We start from the raw sequence: 26668 nt of genomic DNA on the forward strand, positions 1-26668 counted from the left end.
CAATCCCAACGGGGTGCCCGCGGAGGGCGCGGTGGTGGGCTCTCAGGCGTCGGGGTCGACTTCGGGGTGCGTGAACCGCACGGGTCTGCCCAGCGACCGGGCGTAGGCGATCTCGGCCCGGGTGCTGTCTCCGATGTAGTCGCCGACCACGAGCGCCTCATCAGCGAGCAGGATCTTCGACCGGTGCAGTTCGTCGAGCCGAACCTTCAGCGCCTCAGCCTCGACAGGATCGGACCAAAGCTCATGCGAAGACTTCAGATCGCAACCCGGCTTGACGACAATCCTCCCAGCCTTGGTCTCCCGCAGATCGGCCTCGGCCATCTCGGCCATGAATCGAGTGGAGCCGCAGATCACAACAATACGAGGGAAACTCAGCTGCTTCTTCGCCTCGGCGAGCTTCTCCACGGGGGTGATCACTTGCGGGGACGACACTGATTCCTCCTGGTGGTGCGGCCCGAGGGATGCCTGCGGAGACGAGAACGAAGGCGCCCAAGATCATCCCTTGGCGAACGACGTGGACACCCGCACGCCCGCACTTTATGCGACGAGCATCCCCACCTGGCGCCGCAGCGCCCGCCGGTCGGCCCTACGCCCCGCCCGTGCGATGCCGAACCGGTCACCCTCGCCACGAGAAGCCGGTGTCGGTCGCCGCGTTCACAGCCTCGAACAGCCGAGTCACGCGGCAGGGCGCCGCGGTGTCGGCTTGGTCGGCCGGTCCCCTTCCGGCAGCTGGTGGCGGTGCCGGGTCGGGCTCGAGCTGCCACAACCCGAACGAGGGAAGCGCGATCAGATGACCGCATTGACGGAGCGTTGTCCGTGGGCGAGCTTGCGGCCCCGCTGCACCCGGCGCGGCCGGCCGCAGCCCGCTGAGCACCTGGCGGCCACGGTCCGTGCCCGCCTCCCGATCGACCCGACCACCTGCCGTCCTCGCACCATCTGACCACCATCGCTGGGCGCTTCGACGAGGAGACCATGTCCACCCCATCTCACCAGCCCGCCCCCAAGCCTGTCGCCGCGCCTTCCACGCCTGGCCGCACCGCGGAAGGGAGGCAGATCATGGCGGTCGCCGACACGCTGGTGCTCGCGTACGGGCTGCACCCGGCAGACATCACGCGTATCCCGGAGGGCACCGCGACGGACAACTACGCCGTCGTGGACCAGGCGGGCCGACGGCACTTCGCCAAGGTCTACCGCACTCGAGAGCACTTGGATCTGGAGCGGGCGTCGGTCGAACTGTCCGAGTACTGCGCCGACGGAGGTGTCGCGACCGCGCGGGCAACCCGCACGCGCGAGCACGAACTCATCGCGACCCACGGCCCCCTGCCGATGTCCCTGTGGTCGTACGTGCCGCACACCGCGACCGCCGAAGGCGGCCTGAGGGGTGCACGGTGGGCAGCCGTCGGCACAGCGATGGGCCGCCTCCACAGTCGACTCGCCGCTCACCCCGCCGCCGCACCCACCCTGAAACCTGGCGCCGCGGTGTGTGACGTGGCTACCGCACGAGACCGCTATGAGGGTCTGATTCTCGCGTTCCAGAGCAAGCCCAGGCTTGGGGAGTTCGAGGCATGGTCGCTGCAGGCGACGTGTGAACGGCAAGCTCTCTTGGGCGGCGTCGAGCGCATCCTTGCTTCGCTTCCACCGCTGACGGCTCAGATCCTGCACGGCGACCTGTCCGGCCCCAACGTCTTGTTGAAGGACGACGATGCCGCCGCGTTCGTGGACTTCCGACCGCCCACACCCGGGTACCTCGCCTGGGAGATCGCGCGTCTGGGCTGTGACCCCAGCAGCGTGCTGGCCAACAGTGTGGAGGGCTGGCTCACCGGCTACACCGATCTCACCCTGGCCTACTGGGACGCCAACCCCAAGGCGTCCGCGAACGACCTCGTGTCATCGCTCCGTGTGGGCTGTGCAGCCGTGCTCTGCTCGACGTTTCCGTTCTCGGCACCAGTGAAGCGTCCGCACATCGTCGACGCCGCACTTGAGTCCTACGGCAGGGCGCGGCACGAGGCCGATCTGATGCTGCTGGACCAGCTACCTGTCTTGGAGGAGGCCCTGCGTGCCACTCTTCGCTGAGTTCATGACCCTTATGGCCACGCAAGCCGCAGGGCCGGCCCTGGCTGGCGGCCTCGGCGTCCCGCACCGGGCCTACACCCCCGCCCAGCAGACCGCCCAGTTCGACACGGTCAAGGACACCGCCGTCCCGGACACCGCGCGGCCGGCCACCATCGGCGGTGGCGGCCGGCTGCGCGGCGGCCGCGGTCACCGGCGACTGGAGGGAGCGGGCCGCGTGATCGTCGACCACGGGGTCGACGCGCGTCGTGGACGTCGCCCACGGACGCGTGGGGACACCACTGTCGGCGATTCGGCCAACCGCTCTGCTTCACAGACCTGTTGCGGGGATTGGGTCCGTGCATTCTCCATACGGTCCCAGCCGCTCTATCTCGGGAAATCCGAAGCGACTCAAATACACCAGTTCGATATCTCGGCGTGGTCGTTGAGCCTCACGAACAAGCCGGACGACCGTTTAGGGGGACCCGCCTTGACCTCGGCCGCAACGAACGAACAGCAGAAGACCATGCCTCCGCCGCCCCTGCCAGCGGAGATCACGTACAGCGGGCAGTACTCCGTCAATCCGCTCGCCGCGGTCTCCTTCCGGCGGATGTGCGCCCCGGCCGTCCTGGGCCGGATCGCGCGGCTGTCGTGGCGGACCGACCGGCGGGCCGTGCCGCTCCTGCTCGGCTGCCAGGTGGTTACAGGCGTCTCTGCCGCCGTACTGCTGGCCGCCACGGCCCGCGCCATGGCACCGGTCCTCGGGGACGGCACCGCCAGCGAGCGGCTGCGCGGCACCCTGCCGGCGCTGCTGGTGGTGGCGCTCGCCGCCGCGCTGGCACGCGCGGCGGGGGCGGTCGCCGCGTACGCCGAGCGGCGGATCACTCCGCGGCTGACCACGGAGACGGACACCGCGCTGGTCGAGGCGGTGTGCCGGGTGGAGGCCTCGGCCTACGCGGAGGACGGCTTCTCGGACCGGCATGAGGCGGCCGAGATGGGGGTGATCGGTACGCACGTCATGGTCACCGACGGTCAGCGGTTACTGTCCGCGCTGATCCGCATGGTCACCGCAGGCGGCGTGCTGTCGGTGCTGAACCCGTGGATGTTGCCGCCGCTCCTGCTCGCCGTGCTGCCGGCCGGCGTCGGCGCGGTGCTGACCGCCCGGGTCCACTACGAGATCCACTACGCCAACATCGCCGACCGCAACGTGCGGGGGATGATGCGCTGGGCGACCGAGTCGAAGTACGGCGACGAGGTCCGCGCCAACTCGATGACGAACTACCTCATCTTCTGGTACCGGGCCCTGTCCGACCGGTGCGACCGGCGCACCCTGGCCGCCGCGCCGCAAACCCTGCGGATCGCCCTGCACTCCGCGCTGGCCGGCGGTGTCTTCCTCGTCGCGACCTGGGGCGCGTTGGCGTGGCTGGCGGTCTCCGGCCGGCTCGAGCTCGCGGTGGCGGCGACGGCGGTCATCGCCGTGCAGACCACGCTCACCGCGCTGTCCCAGGTGGTCATCAACGGCGCCGCGGTCTTCCACACCAGCCTGTACCTCGTGACATGCAGGCCTCCTCGACGATGCCGCCGCCCGCGCCCCCAAGCGCGGCCCCCGCGCGCATGCCGCGCCGACCGAGGAGATCCGGCTCGAGGAGGTCGTCTACCAGTACCCGGGCAAGGACAAGCCCGCCGTGAACGGTGTCTCGCTCGCTCTGCGGCGCGGGCAGATCCTCGCGATCGTCGGCGCGAACGGGTCGGGGAAGTCCACGCTCACCCGGCTGCTGACCGGGATCTACCTGCCCGACAAGGGCAGGGTCACGTGGAACGGCACGACCTTGCCGAGATGGACCCCGCAACGGTGTGGGCGAACACCGGCCTGGTGCCGCAGATCTTCGCCCAGTGGCCGCTGCGGGTCCGCGAGAACGTCACCCTCGGCCAGCCCCGCACCCACGACGACGCCCCCGTGTGGGAGGCCGTCGACGCGGTCGGCCTGCGCGAGGCCGTCGAGGACCTGCCCGCCGGTCTCGACACCTCCTGGCCCGCGACGTCTTCGGCGGCTCGGAACTCTCCGGCGGGCAGTGGCAGCGCATCGCCTGTTCAAGAAGTTGTCCGGAAACAACGCGTTGCTTCGTAGTCCCCATGATCGTTGATCTTGCGTGTTCATATCCAAGTCGGCGTCCCGCCAACTCGCAGCGCGATTGGGCGCGTTGCTTCCACATCTCAACGAGAGGCAGCGGCGCCTTCTGCTGGCTGCCGAGGCCCGCGAGCTGGGGCATGGCGGAATACGCGCGGTGTCCCGAGTGGCAGGTGTCAGCGAAACAACGGTCCGCAAAGGAATCGCCGAACTCGCCGAGGAGCCGACGCCCTTTCCGGCAGGTCGCATTCGGTGCCCGGGAGGCGGCCGCAGGAAGGCGACCGAGAAGGACCCCAAACTTCTGCCCGCCCTGTTGGCGTTGGTCGAGCCGGACGAGCGTGGCGATCCCATGTCTCTTTTGCGGTGGACTACCAAGTCCCTGCGCAACCTCGCCGCCGAGCTGACCGCGCAAGGTCATGCGGTGTCCGCGACTACGGTCGGAAAACTGCTGCGCGAGAACGGGTTCAGCCTTCAAGGCAACGCCAAGACTCTGGAAGGAAAGCAACACCCCGACCGGGACGCCCAGTTCCGCTATATCAACGACCAAGTCAAAGAACATCAGGCGGCCGGCGAGCCGGTCATCAGCGTGGACACGAAGAAGAAGGAAATGATCGGTGCCTACCACAACGCGTGACGCGAGTGGCGGCCCAAGGGTGAGCCGATCAACGTGGAGGACCACTCGCTGTTCTTTCCCGGGGACATTCAGCAGGCCATCCCATACGGAATCTACGACATCGCGGCCAACACTGGCTGGCTCAACGTCGGCGTAGACCACGACACATCGGCCTTCGCCGTCGCCTCGATTCGCCGGTGGTGGGAGAAGAGAGGCCAAGACGTCTACCCGCGCGCCAAACGCCTCCTGATAACAGCAGACTCCGGTGGATCGAACTCTCCTCGATACCGACTGTGGAAATCCGAGCTGGCGGCCCTCGCCGAGGAAACCGGTCTGGCCATCACCGTCTGTCACTTCCCGCCCGGAACATCGAAGTGGAACAAGGTCGAACACCGGCTCTTCTCCCACATCACGATGAACTGGCGTGGACGCCCGCTGACCAGCCACGAGGTCGTCATCAAGAGTATCGAGTCCACGCGCACCCGCTCCGGGCTGCGCGTCGAGGCCGAGCTCGACACGGGTGAGTATCCGACCGGGATCACTGTGAGCAAGGAGTATCTGGACTCCCTGCCGATTCAGCCGCATGAAACCCGCGGTTCCTGGAACTACACCGTTCAACCGCACGGCCGCTGCACTGCCGCCCAAAAGGGAGGAAGCGGCCCCAGAGTGATCCCGTCGGAAGTACTGGAGATGCTGTCCCATCCGGTTCTTACAGGGATGAGCCGCGAAGAACTGGACCGCCTGATCGAGCTTCTCGCACCGGCCCAGGCGGCCAAGGCTGAGCAGCGGGCCTACAACCGACGAGGCGGAAGAAGACGACGAGCGAAGGGCGCAGCGGATGGACGGTGATGACGCCTGAAGCTCGGATTGTGGCCACCCTCATCTACGGCCGCGAAATCTGCCCGATGCCCGTGCTGCAGGACTTGCTCGGAGTTGCCCGAAGTGCCACGCAGAAGGCCACTCGTGAGACACGAACTCTCCTGGCGGAACACAACCATCCAGTGCGAGCCATCGCACTCAGACTCACCACCGCGCAGGCGGTCCGAGATTACTTCGCCTCCGCCGGCTCCCTTCGGGAGGTCGACCCGCAAGAAGCATTGCGGCATCCGGCGCTGACCGGCATGAGTCGTGACGAACTCGACGCCATTACCGCCCGCCTGGCTACGAGATACCAAGCTCGTCTGCGGGAAATTCGACGCAAGCATCGAGGCGCTGAGCTGAAGAAGGACCCGGGACTGGTCGTCTACAGGAAGATCACCGACGAGGGTCGCGTCCTGGCCGCGATTCTCGCCATGCGCCAGATCGCCACCCGTCCGACGATCGCCGCCCTTTTCAACGTGAGCCCCCGGACTATCGGCAACGCACTTGTGGAACTCCGTCCTCTCCTCCAGGAAGACGGGTACAACCCCACCCCAGTCCACAGAACACAACGGCTCTACAGCGCAGAAGAAGTCCTCCGCTACGTCGAGTTCATGAAGGAATCGAATGCCCATACGGAACCGTGAGGTTATTTCCAGACAGCTTCCAAGGGCCCTGTACAGGCACCCGGGGCTGCTGATCCTCGACGAGCCCACCTCCCATATGGACCCCCGCGGCGAGCACCAGATCTTCAAGCAGATCAAGGCCATCGCCGCGGACCGCATCACGATCGTGGTCACCCACCGCCTGGAGAACGTGAGTTCCCTAGGGGTTCGGACCTGTTGCCGTAGCAGAACCTCACATTGATGCAGCTCAACAGCGTTGCTGCCAAGCCTACTCATCACAACGGGTGTGGTGCCATCACCGATACGGGTGATCAGGTAACGGCGGTCATGGCTGAATGACGGGGTGAGCGCAAGCAGGACGTCACTCGTCTGATACAACGTCAAGGAACCGCGCCCGCACCAACCTGAGCATCGTGCGAGGCAACTCACACTGCGCCATCTATCCGCTTGCTACCCATTCGCATGCCTGTGTGCGGCCATCACCCCTACCGGTTGCGCCCCTGAGTTCGGTAGCCGAAACTGACAGAGAAGTATGCCGTGTCATCGGCAGCACTCCAGTAATTCGCCGCCACCGCCGCGCAACTAGCCAGGAGCCCCAGGCGTTGTCGTCCAGGTGATCACCCTGCCGATAGAGGCTTTCAGAAGGTGATGACAGTGACGAAAGACCACAGCCAAAACGAAGGCGCCGCCCCGCGTGCCGAAAATCAGACAGTTTCCGGTACAGGTTCTACGCGTTCCGTCATATTGGTTGCCGGAGACATCACCATCGATTGGGGTGTTCGCCTTCCTAAAGGCGGCCCGCCTGGACCGGAGGAGCGGTTGAAGGCGACGAGCTATCCGTGCTGGCATCAAGGTGGTGCAATTCTGTTGCGAGCCCTTATCGAAAAAGCCACCGATAATCGACCTCTAGTGGTGGGGCCACCGTATCGGACAGATTGCCCTACCCCTAGCGATAGCACCACGCACCACTCATTCAACACTCTAGCTCCGTACGGAGAAGAGTCAATTGCGGCGCCAGAAACACGCCCGGGTTCACAACGCCGACCCGAATCCAGCATGGATGAAATTCCCTGGCGGATCCGAAAGTATTTGGGAATCAGCCGTGGAACAAATTTGCAAAAGGACTACGAGCTCCAGCCATCCCAACAGCCCTGCCTGATTGCAATCGATGACGCATGCCTCGGCTTCAGCGATGACGCGGATCTATGGGAAGACCTGATCGAGAAGTTCCAACAACAGGACGAGGCAACACCGTGGCTGCTAATAAAGCTAAAAGGAGAAAGCGTTGCAAGAAGTAAGCTATGGAAAAGACTTTCAGAATGGCTTGAGAAACGAGGCAGCTGTCCCGAGCGTCTGATCGTCCTGACCCATGTTGATAGCCTGCGGGATGCAGGCGCCGAGGTGAGCCGCGGACTGTCATGGGAACGATCGACCCAAGATGTACTAGCGGCGTTGAAGGGGGATTCCCCGGTCCGAACACTGGGCCTATGCCAGAGGCTAATTGTCTCCTTCGGACCCGTTGGCGCCATGCTAATAGAACAAGAGGCGCGCACACGCACTGCTACTCTTTTCTTCGGCCCTGAAATGGTAGAGGGGACTTGGGAAAGGCGGAATCCAGGTGGGTGGATTTTTGGATACAGCCAGGTACTCGCGGCCGCCATAATAAAATCAATGAAAGAGGCGCAAATCCTCGAAGGTCGCACTTCTGAAATCAATCTTCATGAAGTCCTGTCATCAGGGATAAGGCGCGGAATCAGCGCCATGCGCAGTGCTTACACAGATGGCTTCAGTGCACATCCAGACGGACAGCTTAAGTTCCCATTGCACTGCTTGAATGCCGGAGAGAGCGTCCTGGGGGAAGTGCACACAGAAGACAGGCAGGCGAACCCTAAGCTTCAGTGGTCCATTCTCGGAGATTCCCTTTCCGGAGAAGACGCCGATCCCTACTCTAAGGCGGAATCGGTTGCCAAGAAAGGTCCGGGGGCGCCGGCTCTACAGAACATTCCTCACGGGGAGTTTGGGGCTCTACTTACGGTTGATCGTGGAGAAATGGAAGGACTCCGCACTATACAAAACCTCATCTCCGAATATTGGCAGGCGCAGAACAAACTGAAGCCACGATCAATTGCAGTCTTCGGCGCGCCTGGCTCGGGCAAGTCATTCGCTGTCAAGCAAGTGGTTAAGTCGATGCAAGGCGAACCCAAGGAGCCGCTCGAGTTCAACCTATCCCAGTTCGACTCAGTGGATGAGTTGACAGACGCATTCCATCAGGTTAGGGACCGGTGCCTAAAGGGCGAAGTGCCTCTTGTTTTTTGGGATGAATTCGACACTCCATTTCACAACGAGCCGTTGGGGTGGGTGCGACATTTTTTGGCGCCGATGGCGGATGGCGAGTTCCATTCGGGAGAATTGACCCACCCCATTGGGCGCTGCATTTTCGTTTTCGCAGGCGGAACCTTCGAGAAGTACGCCAAGTTTGAGGCCGAAGTACTCCGCCCCGAGCAACGAACCACCAAGGGGGCAGACTTCCTGAGCCGCTTGCGTGGATACATCGATGTAGTCGGCCCCAACCCGCCGGGAAATAGCCCTGTAGGGCCGGAGCAACTAATGCATCGCGCACTACTCCTGCATCAATTCTTGAAGGGTTCGCCTGTTGGGGATTCTGCTTCAGCAGAAAAAGACATCGATTCGGGAGTTCTGCGTGCATTTCTGACAATCCAGAAGTATAGGCACGGAGCGCGCTCCATGGAGGCAATAATCGATATGAGCAGTTTGCATCAGGGTGGCAAGTATGATCGATCATGCCTGCCCCCTGAAAGTCAGCTCGATCTGCATGTCCATGCAGCAGAGTTCCTGCGTATCGCCCGTTACGGAAGGAACGAAGATTGGTCGGTTAAATGGCAAGTGCATCACAAAGTCTGGCACCGCACGCCAACCGGGAGAAGAGGTAAGAAGCACAGTCGGCGGTGAAGTCGGCCGAGTGCCGTTTGAGGAAAGATTCGATCCCTGGTCGGTTAAACTTCGGTGCATGGGAGGGCATCTGGACCACCGATGGCACCCGGATAGGTGGAGTTCAGCGGTCTCCTGGGGGGTTCTGGTTCAGTAGCCGGGTTAGCTCCCGGTTGGCGGCTCGGGCGGCCTCAAGTTCCTCCGTCCGCTCTACAAGCTCTCCCTGCTTCTCAACGAGTTCCTACTCCAACAAGGCCACGTGGCGCTGAAGTTGATCGACATCTGGTGGGGCTCCCAGCCCAGATTCGCTCCAGGCGTGCTCTCCCAGTTGCTCAGAGAACCGCTTCTCCAACTGACGTACGCGTGCGGCAAGACGCATGTTCCGCCCCAGCGCATTGGCCAGGTCGACCTGTAGGGAGGCTCGGCTGACGGCGGCCAATCGCCCCTCTTCGACAGGCGTGTTGGCAGCGACGTGAACGCGTTCGAGCAAGTCACGGTCCGGCTGTGGGACGTGGCCACAGGCAAGCGCCGCGCGACCCTCGCCGGGCACTCCGGCACGGTGTTCTCGGTGACGTTCAGCCCCGACGGCCGCACCCTCGCCACCGGCAGCGCCGACCGCACGGCGCGCCTCTGGGACACGGCGACGGGCAAGACCCACGCCACGCTGACCGGACACCGCGACCAGGTGTACACGGTGGCCTTCAGTCCCGACCGCCGCACCCTCGCCACCGGCAGCTGGGACTCCATGGTGCGGCTGTGGGATGCAGCTGGCGGCGAGCTCCGCACGGCCCTGGACGAACATGACGGTCAGGTGTACTCGGTGGCGTTCAGCCGCGACGGCCGCACCCTCGCCAGCGGCAGCACCGACGGGACGGCGGTGCTGTGGGACGTCCGCGCGGGCACCGCCCGCTCCACTCTGGCCGGACACGCCGGCGAGGTGCTCTCCGTGGCCTTCAGTCACGACGGCCGCACCCTCGCGACCGGAAGCGGCGACCACAGCGTGCGGCTGTGGGATCTCGCCACCGGCGCCACGCTGAGCGCCCTGATCGGACACGCCAGCATGGTGTATTCGGTGGCGTTCAGCCCCGACGGCACCACGCTCGCCACCGGCAGCCGCGATAAGACGGTACGGCTGTGGGACGTCACAGACTCCGGTGCGACGCGCACAGTCCTGGCCGGACACGCCAGCGGGCTGTCTTCTGCGGCATTCACCCGCGACGGGCGCACCCTCGCCACGGGCAGCTACGACAGCAGCGTGCAGCTGTGGGACATGGGCTCCGGCACCCCACGCGCCACCCTGACCGGACACGCCGCCGAAGTGCAGTCGGTGGCGTTCAGCCCCGACGGCACCGCGCTCGCCACCGGCAGCACCGACCAGAGCGTGCGGCTGTGGGACGCGGCCACCGGCACCGCAGGCGCCACGCTGGCCGGGCACGCCCACATGGTGCATTCGGTGGCGTTCAGCCCCGACGGCACCACGCTGGCCTCCGGCAGCGCCGACGGCACCGTACGCCTGTGGGACGTGAGCACCCGCACGCCCCGCGCCACTTTGACCGGACGGTCCGACCAGGTCTATTCGGTGGCGTTCAGCCCTGACGGACGTACCGTGGCCGCTGCCAGCGCCGACGGGAAGACACGACTGTGGGACGTGGCGACCCGCAAGGTCCGCAGGACCCTGTCCGGACACGCGAACCAGGTCCATTCCGTGGTGTTCAGCCCCGACGGCAGAACCGTCGCCACTGGAAGCGAAGACCGCACCGCCAGGCTGTGGGACGCGGCCACCGGCGCCAGGCGTGCCACCCTGACCGGACACGCCGCCACGGTGAACGCGGTCGCGTTCAGTCCCGACGGCCGCACCCTCGCCACCGGAAGCAGCGACTGGAACATGATGCTGTGGGACGCGGCCACCGGCGCGGCCCGAGCGTTCCTGCCCGCGCACACCGCTGACGTGCTCTCGGTGGCGTTCACCCCCGACGGACACACCGTCGCCACCGCCAGCCTCGACAAGACCGCACGGCTGTGGAACGTGGTCCTCCCCCGGCCCGCCGAAGCGGTCAAGAAGATCTGCGGCGCCGTCAACCGCGACCTCACCCCGGAGGAACGCTCGACGTACCTGCCGGACCAGTCAGCCAGCCCAGTGTGCCCGGCAGACTGACCGGCACGACGCAGCCTCGAAACCGGACGTGCCGATGTCGCCGTCAGCACGCAATTCGCCATTGCGGCCGAGGTGAGCCGCGGCGAGAGCCTTCGCGATCTCGCCCGCCGTACGCGGTGGCTCGTCCTCGGAGCTGAGTTGCGCGTGCATCAGATCGGCGAGCGCCGGGCCGTTCCCGTCGGCCGCCTTCGCCGCGGGCTTCGATGCGGCCGTCTTCGCCGCAGGCCTCTTCGCCGTGGCCGTCTTTACAGCGGGCCTCCTCGCTGCTTCCTCGGCCGCCGGGGCGGACGAGGGCTTCCCGCCGTGGCGCGTCGCGAGAGTCTCGCACTGCGGGAGCAGGTGGTCCTGCTCCAGGGTTCCGATCCGCGTGCGCAGGGCCTCGAGCTCCGCGCGGGACGCGTCCTGTTCGGCCGTATTCTGCTCCAGGTCGGCGGCGACCTTGTCGGGTACCGGGTGCGATCATTTCGCTGGACTGCAGGTTCGTGGTGTGGTCGGGGGCCGACGGTGCCGGATAGGGCGCTCAGCCGCAGTTGCTGTGATCCGGCTGCCCGACCGCACCAATACGGGACCCCTACGCTGTGGCCGAACCGTCGTCCCTGGCCAGCTCTTCCCGCCACCGGGCGAGCTCATGCCGAACGGCCAGGGCATGAGGGTGGTTCGGACCCAGCACCCGCAGATAGTCCTCCAGCAGCTCCTCGAGGGCCTCCGCCGCGCCAGCCGCATCCCCGGCGCTCCCCCGCCACCAGGCAAGGCTCCGCCTCGCGGCCAGGGTATGGGGGTGCTCGGGGCCCAGCACGCGGGTCCGGTCGTCCAGCAGATCGGTGAACGCACTCGCGGCCCCGGCGGCATCACCAGCAGCCCCTCGCCACCGCGCAAGCTCATGCCGAACAGCCAGAGTATGAGGATGGTTCGGACCCAGCACCCGCAGATAGTCCTCCAACAGCTCCTCAAGGGCCTCCGCCGCGCCAACCGCATCCCCCGCGCTCCCTTGCCAACGGGCAAGGTGACCACGGGTGGTGAGAGTGTCAGGGTGCTCGGGACCCAGCATGCGGGTCCGGTCGTCCACCAATTCGGCGAGCGCACTCGCCGCCCCGGCGGCATCACCAGCAGCCCCTCGCCACCGCGCAAGCTCATGCCGAACGGCCAGAGTACGGGGGTGGTTCAGACCCAGCACCCGCAGAAAGTCCTCCAGCAGCTCCTCGAGGGCCTCCGCAGCACCAGCCGCATCCCTCGTGCTCCCTTGCCAACGGGCAACGCTGTGCCTCGCGGTCAGGGTGCAGGGGTGGTCGGGCCCAAGATGCAAGCGGGAGAGATCGGCCAGCTGGCGGTAGTGGGCGACAGCGGCAGTGAACTGTCCTGATTCGCCGAGGCTGTCGCCAGCGTGGTGCAGCACCGCATGTGCGTCGGGATGGTACAGGGCGTCTTCGGCACAGGTGGCGAGGGCGGTGGTGTTGGCGCGCAGGACCTGGGCGAGAGCGGTGTCGCGTTCGATCTCGGGCCATGCGGCGAGCAGGGCGTCGGCGGCGGTCCGGGCGGCCTGCTCGTGCTGGGCGGGCGTGAGGGTGTCGCGGGTGGCGCGCTGGACGAGTTGGTGGACGCGGACGGCCTGGTGCGGGGTGTCGGGAGCATGGCCGATGAGGCTGAGCCGGTGAAGAGCCCGCAGAGCGCGCACGGCGTCGCGGGCAGAGACCAAGTCCGGTTCTTCGGCGAGGCCCCGGCCGGTCCGGGTGCGGTGTGCGGTGAGGTGAGCGAGCGCGGGGGCACTGGTCAGCACGTGCTCGGGGATGCCGTTGGCATCGAGCAGGGCGATCAGGTGGAGCAGGGGGCGGGCCAGGCCGACGGGGCGGAGGGTGTCGGCGCGGCCGATGGACAAAGACCAGGCGGCGCTCAGCGGCAGTACCTGTTCGTCCGGCAGCGCGTCGGGAGCGGCATCGGCGAGGGTGGTGGCGCGGTCGGCCAGCAGGGCGCGGTAGGCGGCCACGTCGTCGCCGGAGTCGATCAGGTAGGCGGCGGCCTGGGCCAGAGCCAGGGGCAGATATCCGAGGTCGGCGGCGAGCGCGGCGAGCTGGGCGGCGGGCTCGCTGCGGCGGTGCGCGGCCAGGGACGCGGTGAGGTAGGCGAGGGCCTCCTCCTCGGTGAACAGGCCGACCTCGATCCGGCGGCGGCTTTCTCCGGTCAGGGCGGCATCCCGGCGTCTGGTGGTGACCAGGGTCCGGCCGTGTCCGCTGGCGGGCGGCCACAGGCCGCGCAGGTCGTCGGGGTCGGCGAGGTCGTCCAAGACGATCAGCCACCGGCACGGTTGCGCTGCGGCCTTCGGGGTCAGCCAGGCCAGGAACGAACCTGCGGCCTGCTCGGGGTCGCCGGGGTCGGCCCGACACAGCTCGACGCCGGCCTGCGCGTATCCGGTCACGACCGCCGAGCGGGTACTGGCGGTAATCCAGACCAGGACGTCCAGGGCACCGTCCGCCCAGGCGGCGCGGGCGCAGTCAGCGGCGAGTTGGGTCTTGCCCACTCCGCCCATGCCGGTCAGAACTCGTCCCGGCACGCCCCCGCCAGCTGGGACTTGGTGCAGCACGGCGGTCCCGCCGCCGCCGCCGCCGCCGCCGATCGCCGCCCGCAGCGTCTTTGCCTCGGCACGGCGCTGAAAGGCGCTCGCCGGGGGCGGGATAACGCCGACCTGGTGCGGCCAGACGGCTGGCTCCTGCGGTCCACGCCGCTGCTGCACCACTGTCATGCTGCCGCTGACAGCCGTCGCGCCCGGCCCCGTGGCGGTCGCGGCCCCCGTCCGGGACACGGTCACACCGGCCACCGGGGCCAGCCCACGGTGGCCGCTCACCGCTGCCGCTCCGGACTCTGCCTGCGCCGCACCGGTGGCTGTGGCAGCCGCCTCGCCGTCCCGGCCCTCCACGACCACGACACCCTTGCGCCTACGCCATCTCACCGTGCCCCGCGCACCTGCTCTCCCCGTAGCCGCCCGTCCCGCGGTCCTGTCAGGTGTAGTCGACGCCGCTGACGGCGCTGCTTCCGTCGCCGGTGGCGGTGGCATTCCCGGTCCCCTCCGCGTTCGCCGACCCACTGCCCCGGCCCTGCGGACGCCTGATGCCCGTGACGGACGTGCCCCCGCCGCTCGCGTCTGCCACTCCAGTCCTCACGGCCGTGTCGTCCGCACGGTTTCCCGACTGCTGGAACCAGGCCCAGGCCAAGGCCGCGATGCCGACGCCGGCTTGGACGGACGCCCCGGCCAGCTGCCCGGCATCCGGGCTGCCCAGCAGCCAGATCAACGGCGTGGACACCACTCCAGCCGCCGCCAGCACGATGACCGTGACCTTCCACCTCGGTGACATACCAGCCCTCCCCCGCTGCGCCCGCCGTCGGCCGGCCGACGGTCCGCCACTTCACATAGTGACGTGATGTCTCCGTCTAAAGAAGTACGCATCCTGTCAGCGCCAAAGATCCGGCGCACCGAACTTGTTCGATCCAGCCGGGCAACCGGCTGCTACGCGACATCGCCGCCACCCGCCCTCCAGGAGATCGCCATCCCCTCGACCGAACCCGCACCAGCCACCCACCTCGACCGACTCGACCCTTCCCTCACCGCGTGCCCCCGAATGGCAGGAGGATCGTCGACGTGATTCTTACCCCTACCGTCCTGCGTCGGACCTTCCTGCGTTCGGGACGCCTATCGGATTGCTCCGAGATCAGCGTTGCCCCCGACGAAGGTCGCTGAAGTCGCCCCGCGGGTGACCCACTTGGTCACGGTGTCGACGAGGGCTCCCATTCCTGAATCGCCGGGTGCTGCCGAAGGGCTGGCCCCCGGTGCCGTGACGGTGACTGGGTGCCGGCAGCCCTGGGGCAGTCGGTTGGACAGAGCAGCTGTTGTCCAAGTAGTTGGGGGACTTGGAAGTAGGCCCTGGCGAGCACCACGCCAAAGGGACAAGCTGCAGGGCAGCCCGCATTTCTCCCCCTGCAAGGGAAAGGTGGATCATCAGGAGGGTCAACGCGAACAACATCGTCACGACGAACTGGGTTGCCTCGACGGTGCTGAAACGTTCTGGCAACGGCGCCACAAGCGGCCACAAGTCATCGCCCACGAGCCACGGCCGAGTCGTCAGACGCCACGAACAGCCGAGTCGTCACCTCAGTCACGCCCGATCAGGGCGCCTCAGCAAAATCCTGTTACGAGCTCTCAGGAAAGATCTGGGGGGTGGGGCCGCCGGTTTAGCAGGCGACTACCACATACCGTGTTCCAACTCCTCCAGCGACAGGTTCCACTGTGATTCGTCGTCAGCGAAGGGGGTTGGGTCGAAGGTGCCAACCACCTGCTTGAAACGCGCCGACAGTTCCTCCGGGTCAACATCGTTGTCGTGGTCGACCTCCAGCCTGCGGAATTCGACGAGCGCGTACACGAGGGACTCGACGTCTCGGTGGAGTTCAATGCAGCCGGTGGATCCCTCCGGAAAGGCATAGACTTTCGCAGACTTGGGATCGACGGCGACGAGGGAGGTGAACAGGTAACCGAGCATCCACCAGGTCCGGCTCTCCGCCGGGCAGGGAATTCCGTAGTGATCGAAACGGCTCCCCAGGGTGATCGCATCAAGATCGACCGGGTAGGGATCCTCGACGTCCTCCCGGGATACGAAGACGTCCGAATGCGGAAGCCCTACAGCGCTCAGGAAGCTGGCCGAACGCGGATCGAATTCGATTCCCGCGCTCTGCGGGAAGTACACGATATTGTCCAGCCCGTAGGCCCGAACCAACTGCATTGGGGTCACAGAGAAGTTCACGCCCGCCATCCTACCTTACCGGCTGCTACTTGCCGTGGAGTTTCTTCAGATAGTCGAGGTACTGGGTGTGCTCCTTGTTCGTGGTCTTCCCTTCCGGCGTGTAATAGTCGGCGACGTGCGTCACCTTCACGTCTTGCTTGAAATAATAGTCCAGCCATCGTGCGCATTCGGGGTTCTTCCTGCAGGGCTCTCGTTCGGTGAAGACCTCGGTCAGGCCATCCTGCTTGCCGTTGTGCAGGAGGGGGCGCCCGATCATTCGCTCGGAGTGACCGTTCTTATTGCTGTAGCCGACGAGAATGGACTGCGTTCCGTCGGGGTCGACGTACCGGCCGGCGGCGTAGTTGGTCCCCTTGTAGTCGTCGCGGGCGATTCTGGCCGCCTGCGTGGCCTGCACCAGATCGTCTTTGCTGGCGAAGGCAATCTTCGTCGATGACGTCTTGCCCGGGTGCTTCGAATCGGCGTAGAACTCGCTCTTCTCCTTCGGGGTGCTGGGAATCCACGCCTTCCCGTCGTTCAACACAACGCCGTCGAGCCTCGCCTTGTCCACGCCATCGATCTCGCCCGTCTTACCGTTCCCGTACAGACGTTCCACCGATCCGTCCGCGTTGAGCAGGTAGGCCCGCACCTCGCCGTCGCCGTCCTGCTTGCATTTCTCAAGCTTCTTCTTCTGGTGATCGTCCTCCTCTTTGTGCGAGCCCTTGCTCTTGTCGATCTTGCCGCCGTGGTCTTCGAGGGTCTTGACCATCTCGTCGGCCTTTTTGTCGACCGCGTCCTCGGCCTTGTCCATCACGGTGGACAGCTTGTGGAACCGGCTGTCCTTCTTCACCGAGGACTTGCGGCCGGCCCCGCCGTCCTTGAACTCGCCCTTCCTCTTGTCGAAGTTGGCGGCGGTCTTCTTATAGTCGCCGGCGGAGCGCTCGAACTCGTCGAACTCGATGACGAGGTCCATGGCCATGTCCGCGCCGCCCATGGCCATGACGTCGTGCGTGCCGCCTCCGCCCAGCTGGTCGGAGAACAGCCCCTCGATCTCTGCGAGGATCTTGCCCTCGATCTTGTCGGTCACGATCGATGTGACCTGCTCGATGGCATAGTCGATGGCCTCCAGGATGATCAAGCGGGCTGCGCCGATGGCCGCAGCCGAGAGCAGCCCGCTGAGGCCAGCGGTGAAGATCATTCCGATGACGCCCGCTGTGGCGGCGGCGGCCGTTGCGCTGAGCTTGGTGATGATGGCGACCTTGCAGGTGACGATCAGGCCGGCGCAGTCGTCCAGGGCGCCGGCCAGGTCGTCGCACCCCTTGGCGAAGGTGGCGAGGTCTCTGGTGGTGAGCTTGCCCCATCGGCGGTCGATGGCCTTGACGGTCTCGCCCTTGCTCTTGCCCCCGACGATGTGCGAGCAGGCGTCGTTGCCCTCCTTCACCGCGTCCCGGATGCCGTCGGCCAGGTTGCGGTAGTCCTTGGCGGAAGCCTTGACCTCGTCCTCGTCGATCTGCGGCCAGTCGACGCCGACCAGGTCCAGAACCTCGACCAGCTCGTCAGGCAGCGTCATCCCCATGTGTGTAACCCCCGTGTTCCCCAGGCATCCGCCTACCCACCCTCTACGGCGGCTGATCTGCCGTCAACTCCACGCATATGAGGCCACAGCGAGGTCACACAACCCCAGTCGCAGCTACACGACGTCGCCGCCAGCACGCGACTGACGCGGGAACAGACAGGTCAAGGCCTCGTCCATCCCGACGACAACGCGACCGACCTCGTCGAGAGCCACCGCCCGGACGGGCGGACCGGGCCGGAACGCTCGCCGTGCGCCTGTGTCCCAGTACAGGCACTCCACAACGCCGTCGCCCCAGGCGACCACGGTCGCAGCCCCGTCCTCAAAGACGGCGGCGTCGAGGGACACCACGGGGCAGGGCCGAACAAGAAGGGCATCGGCCATGGGGGCGCGTCCCGGCGACCATGCCCTCACCGTGCCGTCCGCTCCCCCGCTGTAGAGGAGCGGCACGGTGCTCTCGCCGCCCAACGGGAGAGCGAGTGCCGCCAGAGCCGTCACCGGCCCCTCGTGCAGGCAAACGGAGTCTGCGACGTCGCCGAAGACCCGCACCGTCCCGGTCGCATCCCCCAGTGCAACGACCCCGATGTCAGGGCCCGTCGTGGAGGCCAGCGCCGTACCCGTGTGCCCCTGCAGGGACGCGAGCAGCCGCTGACAGCCCGAGGGTTCCTCGCCCAGCAGACCCTCTATCCCCGATCCCGCGGCCCGCCCGGCCCAGACGCCCTCGGACTGGGCACGGCCGTTCTCGTCGAGCATCAAAACGGTCCCGTCCGACAGGACAGTCAGCGCCACAGGCTCAGGGCACGCCCCCGGAGAGCGGCCGCGTGCGGTGGCGTCCGCCAGGTTCACAGCCTTCAAGCAGCCATCGGGGCCAGCCGTCAAGACGCACCCGGCCAGCGGCCCCCTCCCCATGGCCAGCGTCGTTGCGGGGCCCGGCCAGGGCGGAGCGACGTCGCCTCGGACCCTGCTCCACGCCACTCGCCAGCCCGCGCCTGCGGCCAGCTCGGCCAGCGCGGGCGCAAGCCTGGGATCCGCGCTGTCGCCCAGGACGCCGAGCAGAGTCAGAGCGCGTGACGCCGGCGGCTGCTCTCTGCACAGTGACTGCCCCGCCCGGAACCACGCGGCCGCGAGCCCACCGTGATCCTGGCCGCCGAACCTTTCGTACGCGGCCGTGACCAGCCACGGATCGGCCCCGCAGACCACCACCGGATCGGACAGGTCCACCTCCGCACCCACCGCTCGCGGCGCAGGCTCAGTGGCGGCATGGTCGTCGGGCTGGGAAGCCTGCCACTGATCGAATCGGCCCTGGTCCCTCCACTGCGCCAGGTCCAGGTCCAGCTCGGCGCAGTCGCCCCCGGCCAGCAGAAGATGCGCGGGGCTCGCGGAACGGGACTCGACGATCAGCCGGGCATGCGGCAGACGGGCCAACTCGAGGGCCAACTCGGCCACATCCTCCTCGTGAAGGTCCGGCAGGACGATCACCGTGCGACGCGGGTCCCGCACCAGCGCCGCCACGAGCTCCCCCGGCACCCGTGCCACGAAGCCGAGCTGGTCGGCAATCGACCACACGGCCCCGTTCAGACTCGCCCCCGCGGAGGGGACGACGGCGTGGACCCTGCGCTCCGCCGGAGTTCCCGGCCGGCTGCCGTGGCGCACCAGCCATGCCAGCAGCCCCGACTTCCCGCTCCCCTCAGATCCTGACACCAGGCACAGACGAGGGGCCTGCGGGTCGGCAAGCCACCCGAGTAGCGCCGCGGCCGCCGGCTCACGGCCAGCCGCGGGCCGATCCCACCCCATCAGCGACGCCTCGCCTGCTCGGCGGCGTGGGTGATCAAGTCCCGGAGCCCCTCCTCGCGGGACTCAGCGGTGCCCCCGTAGTCGAAACTGTGCGTGAACTGCGCCTGCGGGAAGGTCTCCTGCATCCACACCGCGCAGTAGTGGCCGGGCATGAGACACGGCTCCAGCTCGCAGTAGACGCGCCGCACCTGCCCCGCTGCCACGCCCTCCCCCGACAGACGCCGCCAGAGGATCTCCTCCGGATGCGCCCGACCCGGCCCCGTGGCCTGCGTGGCCACCTGCTTGACGCCAGCGGCGTCGACGTACTCGAACGCCGCGGAGAACGGGAAGTTCAGCGTGTGCCGAAGGTCGTCGAGCACACGCGGCCACCACGACTCCCGCTCCTGGAAGGCCACCGCGTCGATCCGGCGCAGCTCCAGGCTCAGATCACGGAAGACCGCCGCCGCCTCCTCCAGACCCGAAGCCGACACGATCAACGGGCGTGCGCGGTCCAAGGCCAACAGCGACGCATTGAGCGAAGAGACATCGGTGCTGACGAACATGTCATCCACGACGTCCTGCAGCACGACGGCCTGCACGGCGCCGTCGGGACGCACACACAGGTGAGCCAGGCCGTCGAACCCAATGCGCGGCCAGTCTTCCATCGCCTCATGCGGCCGCGGGCCCGAGGAGCGGGCGGCCACGACGCCGAGAGCCACAGCCTCGTCCAGACCCGGAGCCTGAAAATAGGGAGCGATACTCACCGGCACACCAGCCCCCTCCAAGAGCGCCTGCGCATCCGCCGGCACGCGCGCCCCAAGCCAACTGGCCGGCTCGAACCGGCGTAGCCCCTCACGGCCGAAGTGCCGGACCAGCTCGTCGCCGAGCTCCGGGACAGGGGACGACATGAGAACCTCGCAATACAGACGGACGGCCGACGGTCACAGACGACCCTATCCGCGAGCACTGACTGCCGCCGACCGCCGCGTGAACGCAGTACGCCGCCGACCGCGCAACATGTGATCAAGCAATTGCGAAGGCGACGGCCGGCGTGCGGCAGTGGGCCGTGATCACCCGCACCCGACGACAGCCCGTCGCCAGCGCACGCCGGGAGTATTTCCGGACCCAATACACATTCAGGCCGACCGGCCACCGGCTCAGCCGAGCCTGTGGCATCGATCCTGCTGCGCGGCCGGGCGATTGGACCAACTCCTGGCAGCCGCGCTGGTGTCGGCACGGCCACAAGGCCCGGACACCGACGATATCCACTGGCGTTGACCACGAACTGCACTGGCTCCGTACGATCGCATCGCGCCGGTGGACGTCCCTGGCACCTGCCGTACGCGGGTCCATTTGCTCAGCAGTGCACCGATCGACCAGCCTTGTCGCTGCATCCGGCTGACCGGGAGCGATCTCCGGTTGACATGCACTGTCTCCCCTTGAGTCTGCAGACGGTTGTCGAGGGGCCTGCGGGCCTTCGTGCTATCGCACGCCTCGGCGAGCCGTTCGGGCTAACGGTGGGAATTGGGATGCCACCACAGTTCTTCGGTCAGCCTCTCCCAAGGAATCCGCATGTGGAGGTACTCGGATCCATAGACGACGACGGCTCGCGTCTGCTCGAGAAAGATCTCCAGGTCGCTCGAGCGCATGGCGAGTTTGGCCCGTCACTCCGGCGAACTGAGCCTGATGAACACGCTCATAGGCCCTTCCTGCCCGAGAGGTGCCTCGGCTCTGTAAACCGTGACGTCTCCCGCGCCGGAGGAACGACGCAGCCCTTCGACGAGGAGCTCGCGCGCGAAGATCCACTCGACTTGGGCTCCTACCCGTTCGCCAGCCGGATGCGGCCAGCAGTGCGTCGAAGTCGTCTGTGTCACTTCGAGCGGCGTCGAGGTCGAGGTCCATGGCTTTCCTTGTCGGCTCCGTCATCGCGGTCCCCCCTCGCCGGGGTTCCTGCCACCGCGCCGTGACGGCCCCGGAGCTTGACTCGTACCACCCGGGGGCAAAGGCAGCGCGCCCGGCTACAGCAACCACAACCGGACACCGTCGCCGCATCGGCTGTGTCGCCCTGCCAGCAATCGGGAGTCGTCATGAACGACCGCGGTCCCCTCCTCGGCCAGCGCTCCGCCGTCGTCTTCCTTCTCGGCATCCTCACCGCCCTCGGTGCAGGCCTCCTCACCTTCCACAAGGGCGGCACGACCGCCGACGCCGTCCTCGTCGGCGGCGCCTCCTTCGCCGCCTCCGTCGCCTTCTTCCACACGATCATCGAATACAGGCCCATGCCACGGGACGGCTACCACCTCCATGGCTCGGCCACCAGGCGGCTGACTGCGATCGAAGCGCGCAACGGATCCACAGCACCGACGATCCCGCGAACTCCCCACCGCCAGCAATCCAGCCGGATACGGGAGTAGGCCCCGGCCGTGCCAGCTTCAGAAGACGCGAATGCAGCCGCGCCGTCCAAAGGCAGCGAGGCCGCGTTGTGGGCAGGCAGCCCCGCCAGAACCGTTCCGACAACCCCCTGGGCTGCTTGACGCGCAGGTGACGGGCGGGCTTCACCCCCCCCGGTCCGCAGGGTCGGCGCGCAGCGAGACCGCGTAGCCGACCGCCCAGGTCCGCCTTCCGGCCTCCGCAGGTGGCCAGCCCCTCGCACAACGGCGCGTCAGGCGTGTGCAGCGGTCAAGTTTCCGGAAGTCTCGTCCTCAAAAGCAATCCCATCTCTCCAGGGGCACTCGTGAGTGACGCCGTAGTAGAACCCCGGCCGGGCCAGGCGGCGTTCGTTCGCACGGACGATCGAGATGCCGACACCGTCTCCCAGGTAATACAGGTCCTCGCCATCGGGGCGCAGCTCAGCGGCCACAAGTACCTGCTGTCGGAAGCGGACACGCAGGACGGCGGCATGATTGACGAACTTGAGGCCCCCAAGGTGGCCCCTCTCCGTGACAGCGTCACTCTGGAGGAATGCCTCGCGTATGCGAGAACTCGGCATCCGGAGAATGAGAGCATCGCTCTTGCTGTGGCTGGTCGTCCGTTGCGGGCCGGTCTTCAGGCAGAAGCCCGACGTGTCCTGTGGTACGACCTGCGCGGCTCTGCAGACGAACCGAGCCGGCAGGTCGCGGCGGTTGCTTTCCTCCGCGCCGCACTGCACTCCGACGACGAGGAGGAAGAGCTCCTGCGGGTCGCTGCCGCCTCAGAGCTCACCTGGCAGCCGGGCGGCAGGACTCGAAGCCGGCAGGCCGGCGCCGAGCAATCCGTCAGGAGCGTCCTGGAGGCCGGGCTCACCTCCGACTCCGAGGACGTCCGCGTCATGGCCGGCAACGCACTGTCCGGCCTGGCACAGACGGACGAGGCCCAGCCGACCGTCGCCGACACTGGCGGCGAGCCGGACACCGCCGAAGCCGACACGGGGACCTCCCAGCCTCCCGGCCCAACTGGCATCCCCGGCACAGGCGCACTGGCGCCACCCGGCACCACTGGCGCGGTCCAAGAATCGTTGATCATCCACGGCACCTGGGCGAACAAGAAGCCCAGCGGCCAATGGTGGCGGCCCACGGGCGCCTTCCACCAATTCCTCGCGAACGACCAACTCGGGACCGGCCTGTACGCAGGGGACGACCCCTTTGAATGGTCGGGGAACAACAGCGACCACCAGCGGGACGTTGCGGGCAAGGCACTGAGATGGTGGGTCGATCGGCAACAGGGCACCGGCTGGCTGAAGACAGCCTTCGCCCACAGCCACGGCGGCACCGTGCTGCTGTCAGCTGCCGCCTACCGCAACCTGAGGGTCGACCTCATGGTCGCGCTTGCCTGCCCGGACTACGACTGGGACAAGAAACCTAAAGTCCAGAACATCGACGGGAATGACATCGACGGGAATGATGCAGTCGAGATCATCAAGCAGAACGTTCCGTTGATCATCTCCGTTCGCGCCAAACACGACCCCGTCCTGCTCGCCGACCGCAAGAGTGCGCTCGGAAAACGCCGGTCGTCCGCACTGAAAGGCATCGTTGACATTGAACTCAAGGGTGCCGGTCACGCAGGCGTTCACGACGACAGCGTCTGGCAGAACAAGCAAGTCGCACAGCAGGTCCTGACAAAAGCCACACAGAATAATTGGAGCCCGTAACCGGGCAGGCGCGCCTCACCATAGCGGTTAGGGCCAGACCCTTTCCGTCGATCCGGGCATACCAGCCGGCGTGAGGAGCTGGGGCGGGCCGCGTACCGGGCTGCCGCGCAGTCGGCGTCGGCCACCAATTCAGCCACTGCGACGTGTGATGCCAGCGCGGTCGACCGCACGGTGCACGAAGAGTCCCGGGCTCCGGGATCGGTGATCGGCGCAGGCTACGAATACACGTACGGGCGGCCGTCCATGGAGTTGTGGGCGTCGGTCCGCAGCGCTTGGATCATGGCGCGCGGGCCGCGCCTTTCTGCGTGCCCGGCGCGGCTCCGAACCGCCGGTGCATTGGGCACCGCAGCGTCAGGTTGACTCTCGCTGGCGATGGAAGCAGTCCTTCCAGGTGCGCGACGGGCTGCTGAAGGACTGAGACCTTTCCCCGCCGTCACTCCTCCCGGGCTCGAGCGCCCGGGAGGAAGTCTGCTTCGAGGGCGAGCAGGTGGCGGATGGCGGGAGCGAGCCACGCGGTGTCCCACCGGTGGTCCGCCGGGGCATCCCGGTAGGCGTCATGGGGGATGCCGAGCGTTTCGAGGAGCTGACGGCCGGCGGTCCAGTCGGCTTCCAGGGTGCCGATGCCCCCGAGCGCGATACGGCGGGGCCCTTGGAGGGCTCGGGCGTGGCGGCGCAGGTTGTGCCGCACGTCGTACTCGTCGAGCCGTGCGATGCTGCCGGCGACTTCTACGAGCTGCGGGTGGGGCGGCCGGTCGCTGAGCAGTGAGGCGTCCCAGACGCTGGCGATGGCGAAGTTGCCGGGGTGCCGGGTCAGCAGGTTGAGGGCGGCGAAGCCGCCCTTGCTGAATCCCAGCAGGTGTACCGGGGGCCGGTCCTGCGTGCCGAGCATGGCCAGGACGGTCGGCAGGACCAGGTGGACGAGGTGGTCCTCCTGCTGGCAGTCGACCCGGGTGGCGTGGTTGACCAGCCAGGGCGACTCGCTGAACGTCGGTGCGGCGTAGGCGGTTCCGTCGCGCAGGTGGGCCGGGAGCCGTCGGATCTCGGCGAGGCTGTTGCCGTACTTGTGCCCGTCGTCCTTTTCGAGGGCAGGACGAACACAACTCTGCGGACACGCTGCTCGGGCCAGAGGACGGTGACCTGCGTTCCGGGCCGTTGGAAGGGGCTGTCCAAGTGGACCGACCGGGTGCCCGCGGGCAGGGTGCCGGCGTTGTGGACGTGTGCCTGGCTGTGCGGGAGTGCGGGGTGTTCATGGGCGGAGGGCGGCGAAGGCATCGTGGTAGGTCTCCCAGTTGTCGCAGTTGAACCGGAGTCGTCCGGCCGGAGCGCCAGCGCCGTGAGGCGGTTGCCGGCGGCTCCACCGTCACCGTCATCAGCTCCATCCCCGTCGACGACTGCTGGATGCGCGACAGCGGCCCCGTCTTCCGTACGGACGGCGCCGGCAGCCTGGACGCCGTGGGCCTCAACTTCAACGGCTGGGGCAACAAGCAGGCCCACGCCAAGGACGCCCTCGTCGCCGGACGGATCGCCGCCTACATGGGCGTCCCCTTCACCTCCGCCGATCTGGTCGGCGAGGGCGGTGCCATCGAACAGGACGGCGCCGGCACCCTGATGGCCACCTGCAGCAGCCTGGTGAACCGCAACCGCAACCCCGGGATGTCGGAGCGGCAGCTGACCTCGGCGATGTGCGAGGCGTACGGCGCGTCCAAGGTCATCTGGTTCGACGGTGTCCGGGGCCGGGACATCACCGACGACCACGTCGACGCCACGTCCCGCTTCCTCGCCCCCGGCGAGGCCCTCGTCCAGATGCCCCTCGCCACCGACAACGACGCCTACGCCCGCGACGCGCGCCAGCAGTTCAGCATCCTGTCCGCGTCGACGACGGCCACCGGCGCCCCGATGGACGTCATGCGCCTCCAGGGCCCGGATTACGAGAAGATCCGCTCCACCAGCCGGGACTTCCTCGCCTCCTACGCCAACTACTACCTCTGCAACGGGGCCGTGATCAGCGCCCACTTCGGCGACACGCGTGCGGACCAGGCGGCCAGGGCGACCCTGGCCCGCCTCTACCCGGACCGCGTCATCGAGCAGCTGAACATCGACCGCCTGGGCACGGGCGGTGGCGGCATCCACTGCGTCGCCCAGCAGCAGCCCGCCGCCTGATCCGGACCGCGATCAGCGTGCGACGGCGTAGACGATCAGGTTGTCCACGGGGTGGCCGGCCGCGTCGAACGCGCCGTCGCACGTGATCAGTCGCAAGGCGCGCCCCTTCGTGGCCCCGTAGACCCTCTCCGTGGGAAAGGCGCTCTTCGCGACGGTCTCGGTGCCGGTGACAGTGAACCGGACGGTGCCGCCGGCGCTGTCGCGTACGTCGACCGTCGCGCCCTCGCGAACCCGCTTGAGGTCGTGGAACACGGCCTCGCCGAAGCGGGTGTCGTTGTGGCCGATGATCACCGCTGCGCCGGGCTCTCCCGGCCGGGGGTTCCCGGTGTACCAGCCTGCCGTCATCCCCTTGTCGGCAGGCGGCACTTCGACGGTGCCGTCGCGGTTGAGGCCGAGCCTCATCAGGTCGCTGTCGATGCCGAGAGACGGTATGGACACGTGTGTCGGGACCGTCTTCGTGTCCTTGCCCCGGCCCGGATCGCTCGCGGGAACGTGTGACGCCGTCGCGGCCGGGGGCGGTCCGGTGTTCGTCGCGCCGCTCGGTCCGCCCTCGGCGCCGTCGGTCGCGCAGGCGCCGACGGTCGTGGTCAGGACGAGACACAGCAGCAGGGGCCGGGCGTGCGTCCGCCAGGTGCGGATGCGCCGGCCGATCGTGCGGGTCATGGGGGCTCCAGGGGCGGAGCCGTGGTGCCGCCGCGGTTCGACGGCACCACGACACATTTCGGTCAGTCGTTGAGGTGGACGGTGCCTCGGCGGCGCGTCATGGCGGTGCCGGCGCCCACGAGGAGCGCCGTGCCGACGACCGCCCCGGCGATGGTGGTGGCACTGTTCCCGCTCTGCTCGGCCACCCGCTCACCGGCGGCGACGCCGCCGCGCGGGGCCGCCACCTCGCCCGTGGCCC

The 26668-nt window shown here is 67.3% G+C and carries 16 protein-coding genes and 2 pseudogenes; 8 read left to right on the forward strand and 10 right to left on the reverse strand.

All coding sequences use genetic code 11. From position 1 onward, the window contains the following. Positions 1–42: 42 nt before the first annotated feature. Complete coding sequence (locus tag AB0M39_RS21770) at positions 43–432, reverse strand: hypothetical protein (RefSeq protein ID WP_365366749.1); 390 nt, start codon at positions 430–432, stop codon at positions 43–45. Positions 433–1056: 624 nt separating this feature from the next. Here AB0M39_RS21770 and AB0M39_RS21775 point away from each other — a divergent pair. The 5 genes and pseudogenes from AB0M39_RS21775 (at position 1057) to AB0M39_RS21795 (ending at position 11378) form a co-directional block, all read left to right on the forward strand. Beyond that, positions 1057–2073, forward strand: a complete 1017-nt coding sequence (locus AB0M39_RS21775) for a phosphotransferase (RefSeq protein WP_365366751.1) — start codon at positions 1057–1059, stop codon at positions 2071–2073. A 466-nt stretch (positions 2074–2539) separates the two neighbouring features. Next, positions 2540–4149: pseudogene (locus AB0M39_RS21780) on the forward strand (ATP-binding cassette domain-containing protein); the annotation flags it as partial. Positions 4150–4241: 92 nt separating this feature from the next. Further along, positions 4242–6295 (forward strand): annotated as a pseudogene (locus AB0M39_RS21785) (ISAzo13 family transposase). Positions 6296–7330: 1035 nt separating this feature from the next. Then, positions 7331–9244, forward strand: a complete 1914-nt coding sequence (locus tag AB0M39_RS21790; RefSeq protein WP_365366753.1) for a hypothetical protein — start codon at positions 7331–7333, stop codon at positions 9242–9244. Positions 9245–9695: 451 nt separating this feature from the next. Further along, positions 9696–11378 carry a WD40 repeat domain-containing protein gene (locus tag AB0M39_RS21795; RefSeq protein ID WP_365366755.1) on the forward strand — a complete coding sequence of 561 codons (1683 nt, stop codon included), beginning with the start codon at positions 9696–9698 and terminating at the stop codon, positions 11376–11378. Between the two features lie 571 nt (positions 11379–11949). On the opposite strand, the gene AB0M39_RS21800 is transcribed toward AB0M39_RS21795, so the two are convergent. The 7 genes from AB0M39_RS21800 to AB0M39_RS21830 form a co-directional block, all read right to left on the reverse strand. Continuing rightward, positions 11950–14319 carry a tetratricopeptide repeat protein gene (locus AB0M39_RS21800; RefSeq protein ID WP_365366757.1) on the reverse strand — a complete coding sequence of 790 codons (2370 nt, stop codon included), beginning with the start codon at positions 14317–14319 and terminating at the stop codon, positions 11950–11952. Between the two features lie 49 nt (positions 14320–14368). Beyond that, a complete protein-coding gene (locus AB0M39_RS21805; RefSeq protein ID WP_365366759.1) occupies positions 14369–14722 on the reverse strand; it encodes a hypothetical protein in 354 nt (117 codons plus the stop codon). 885 nt (positions 14723–15607) lie between these two features. Then, on the reverse strand, positions 15608–16162 hold the full coding sequence (locus AB0M39_RS21810) for an SUKH-4 family immunity protein (protein ID WP_365366761.1): 555 nt from the start codon (positions 16160–16162) through the stop codon (positions 15608–15610). Positions 16163–16187: 25 nt separating this feature from the next. Next, the gene (locus tag AB0M39_RS21815; RefSeq protein WP_365366763.1) at positions 16188–17708 is read right to left on the reverse strand and encodes a nucleic acid/nucleotide deaminase domain-containing protein; all 1521 of its coding nucleotides are present in this window, start codon (positions 17706–17708) and stop codon (positions 16188–16190) included. 120 nt (positions 17709–17828) lie between these two features. Next, positions 17829–19223 (reverse strand): hypothetical protein, encoded by a 1395-nt coding sequence (locus tag AB0M39_RS21820; protein ID WP_365366765.1) that lies wholly within the window; start codon positions 19221–19223, stop codon positions 17829–17831. A 281-nt stretch (positions 19224–19504) separates the two neighbouring features. After that, positions 19505–20392 (reverse strand): nucleic acid/nucleotide deaminase domain-containing protein, encoded by an 888-nt coding sequence (locus tag AB0M39_RS21825; protein ID WP_365366767.1) that lies wholly within the window; start codon positions 20390–20392, stop codon positions 19505–19507. Between the two features lie 756 nt (positions 20393–21148). Beyond that, entirely contained in the window at positions 21149–21358 is a 210-nt protein-coding gene (locus AB0M39_RS21830) for an SsgA family sporulation/cell division regulator (protein WP_365366769.1), read from the reverse strand. A gap of 213 nt (positions 21359–21571) precedes the next feature. On the opposite strand from AB0M39_RS21830, the gene AB0M39_RS21835 reads away from it, so the two are divergent. Together AB0M39_RS21835 and AB0M39_RS21840 are read left to right on the forward strand one after the other, a co-directional pair. Continuing rightward, positions 21572–21895 (forward strand): hypothetical protein, encoded by a 324-nt coding sequence (locus tag AB0M39_RS21835; RefSeq protein WP_365366771.1) that lies wholly within the window; start codon positions 21572–21574, stop codon positions 21893–21895. 320 nt (positions 21896–22215) lie between these two features. Then, positions 22216–23607 carry a hypothetical protein gene (locus AB0M39_RS21840; protein ID WP_365366773.1) on the forward strand — a complete coding sequence of 464 codons (1392 nt, stop codon included), beginning with the start codon at positions 22216–22218 and terminating at the stop codon, positions 23605–23607. 433 nt (positions 23608–24040) lie between these two features. Here AB0M39_RS21840 and AB0M39_RS21845 read toward each other — a convergent pair whose 3' ends face one another. Next, positions 24041–24496 (reverse strand): hypothetical protein, encoded by a 456-nt coding sequence (locus tag AB0M39_RS21845; protein WP_365366775.1) that lies wholly within the window; start codon positions 24494–24496, stop codon positions 24041–24043. A gap of 509 nt (positions 24497–25005) precedes the next feature. Here AB0M39_RS21845 and AB0M39_RS21850 point away from each other — a divergent pair. Further along, positions 25006–25767: an agmatine deiminase family protein gene (locus AB0M39_RS21850; protein ID WP_365366777.1), complete on the forward strand. Its 762-nt coding sequence runs from the start codon at positions 25006–25008 to the stop codon at positions 25765–25767. 12 nt (positions 25768–25779) lie between these two features. Here the strand turns inward: AB0M39_RS21850 and AB0M39_RS21855 are convergent, their stop codons facing one another. Further along, positions 25780–26430 carry a class F sortase gene (locus AB0M39_RS21855; RefSeq protein WP_365366779.1) on the reverse strand — a complete coding sequence of 217 codons (651 nt, stop codon included), beginning with the start codon at positions 26428–26430 and terminating at the stop codon, positions 25780–25782. Between the last annotated feature and the right edge of the window lie 238 nt (positions 26431–26668).

The sequence above is a fragment of the Streptomyces sp. NPDC051907 genome (assembly GCF_040681075.1).
Classification (GTDB): Bacteria; Actinomycetota; Actinomycetes; order Streptomycetales; family Streptomycetaceae; genus Streptomyces.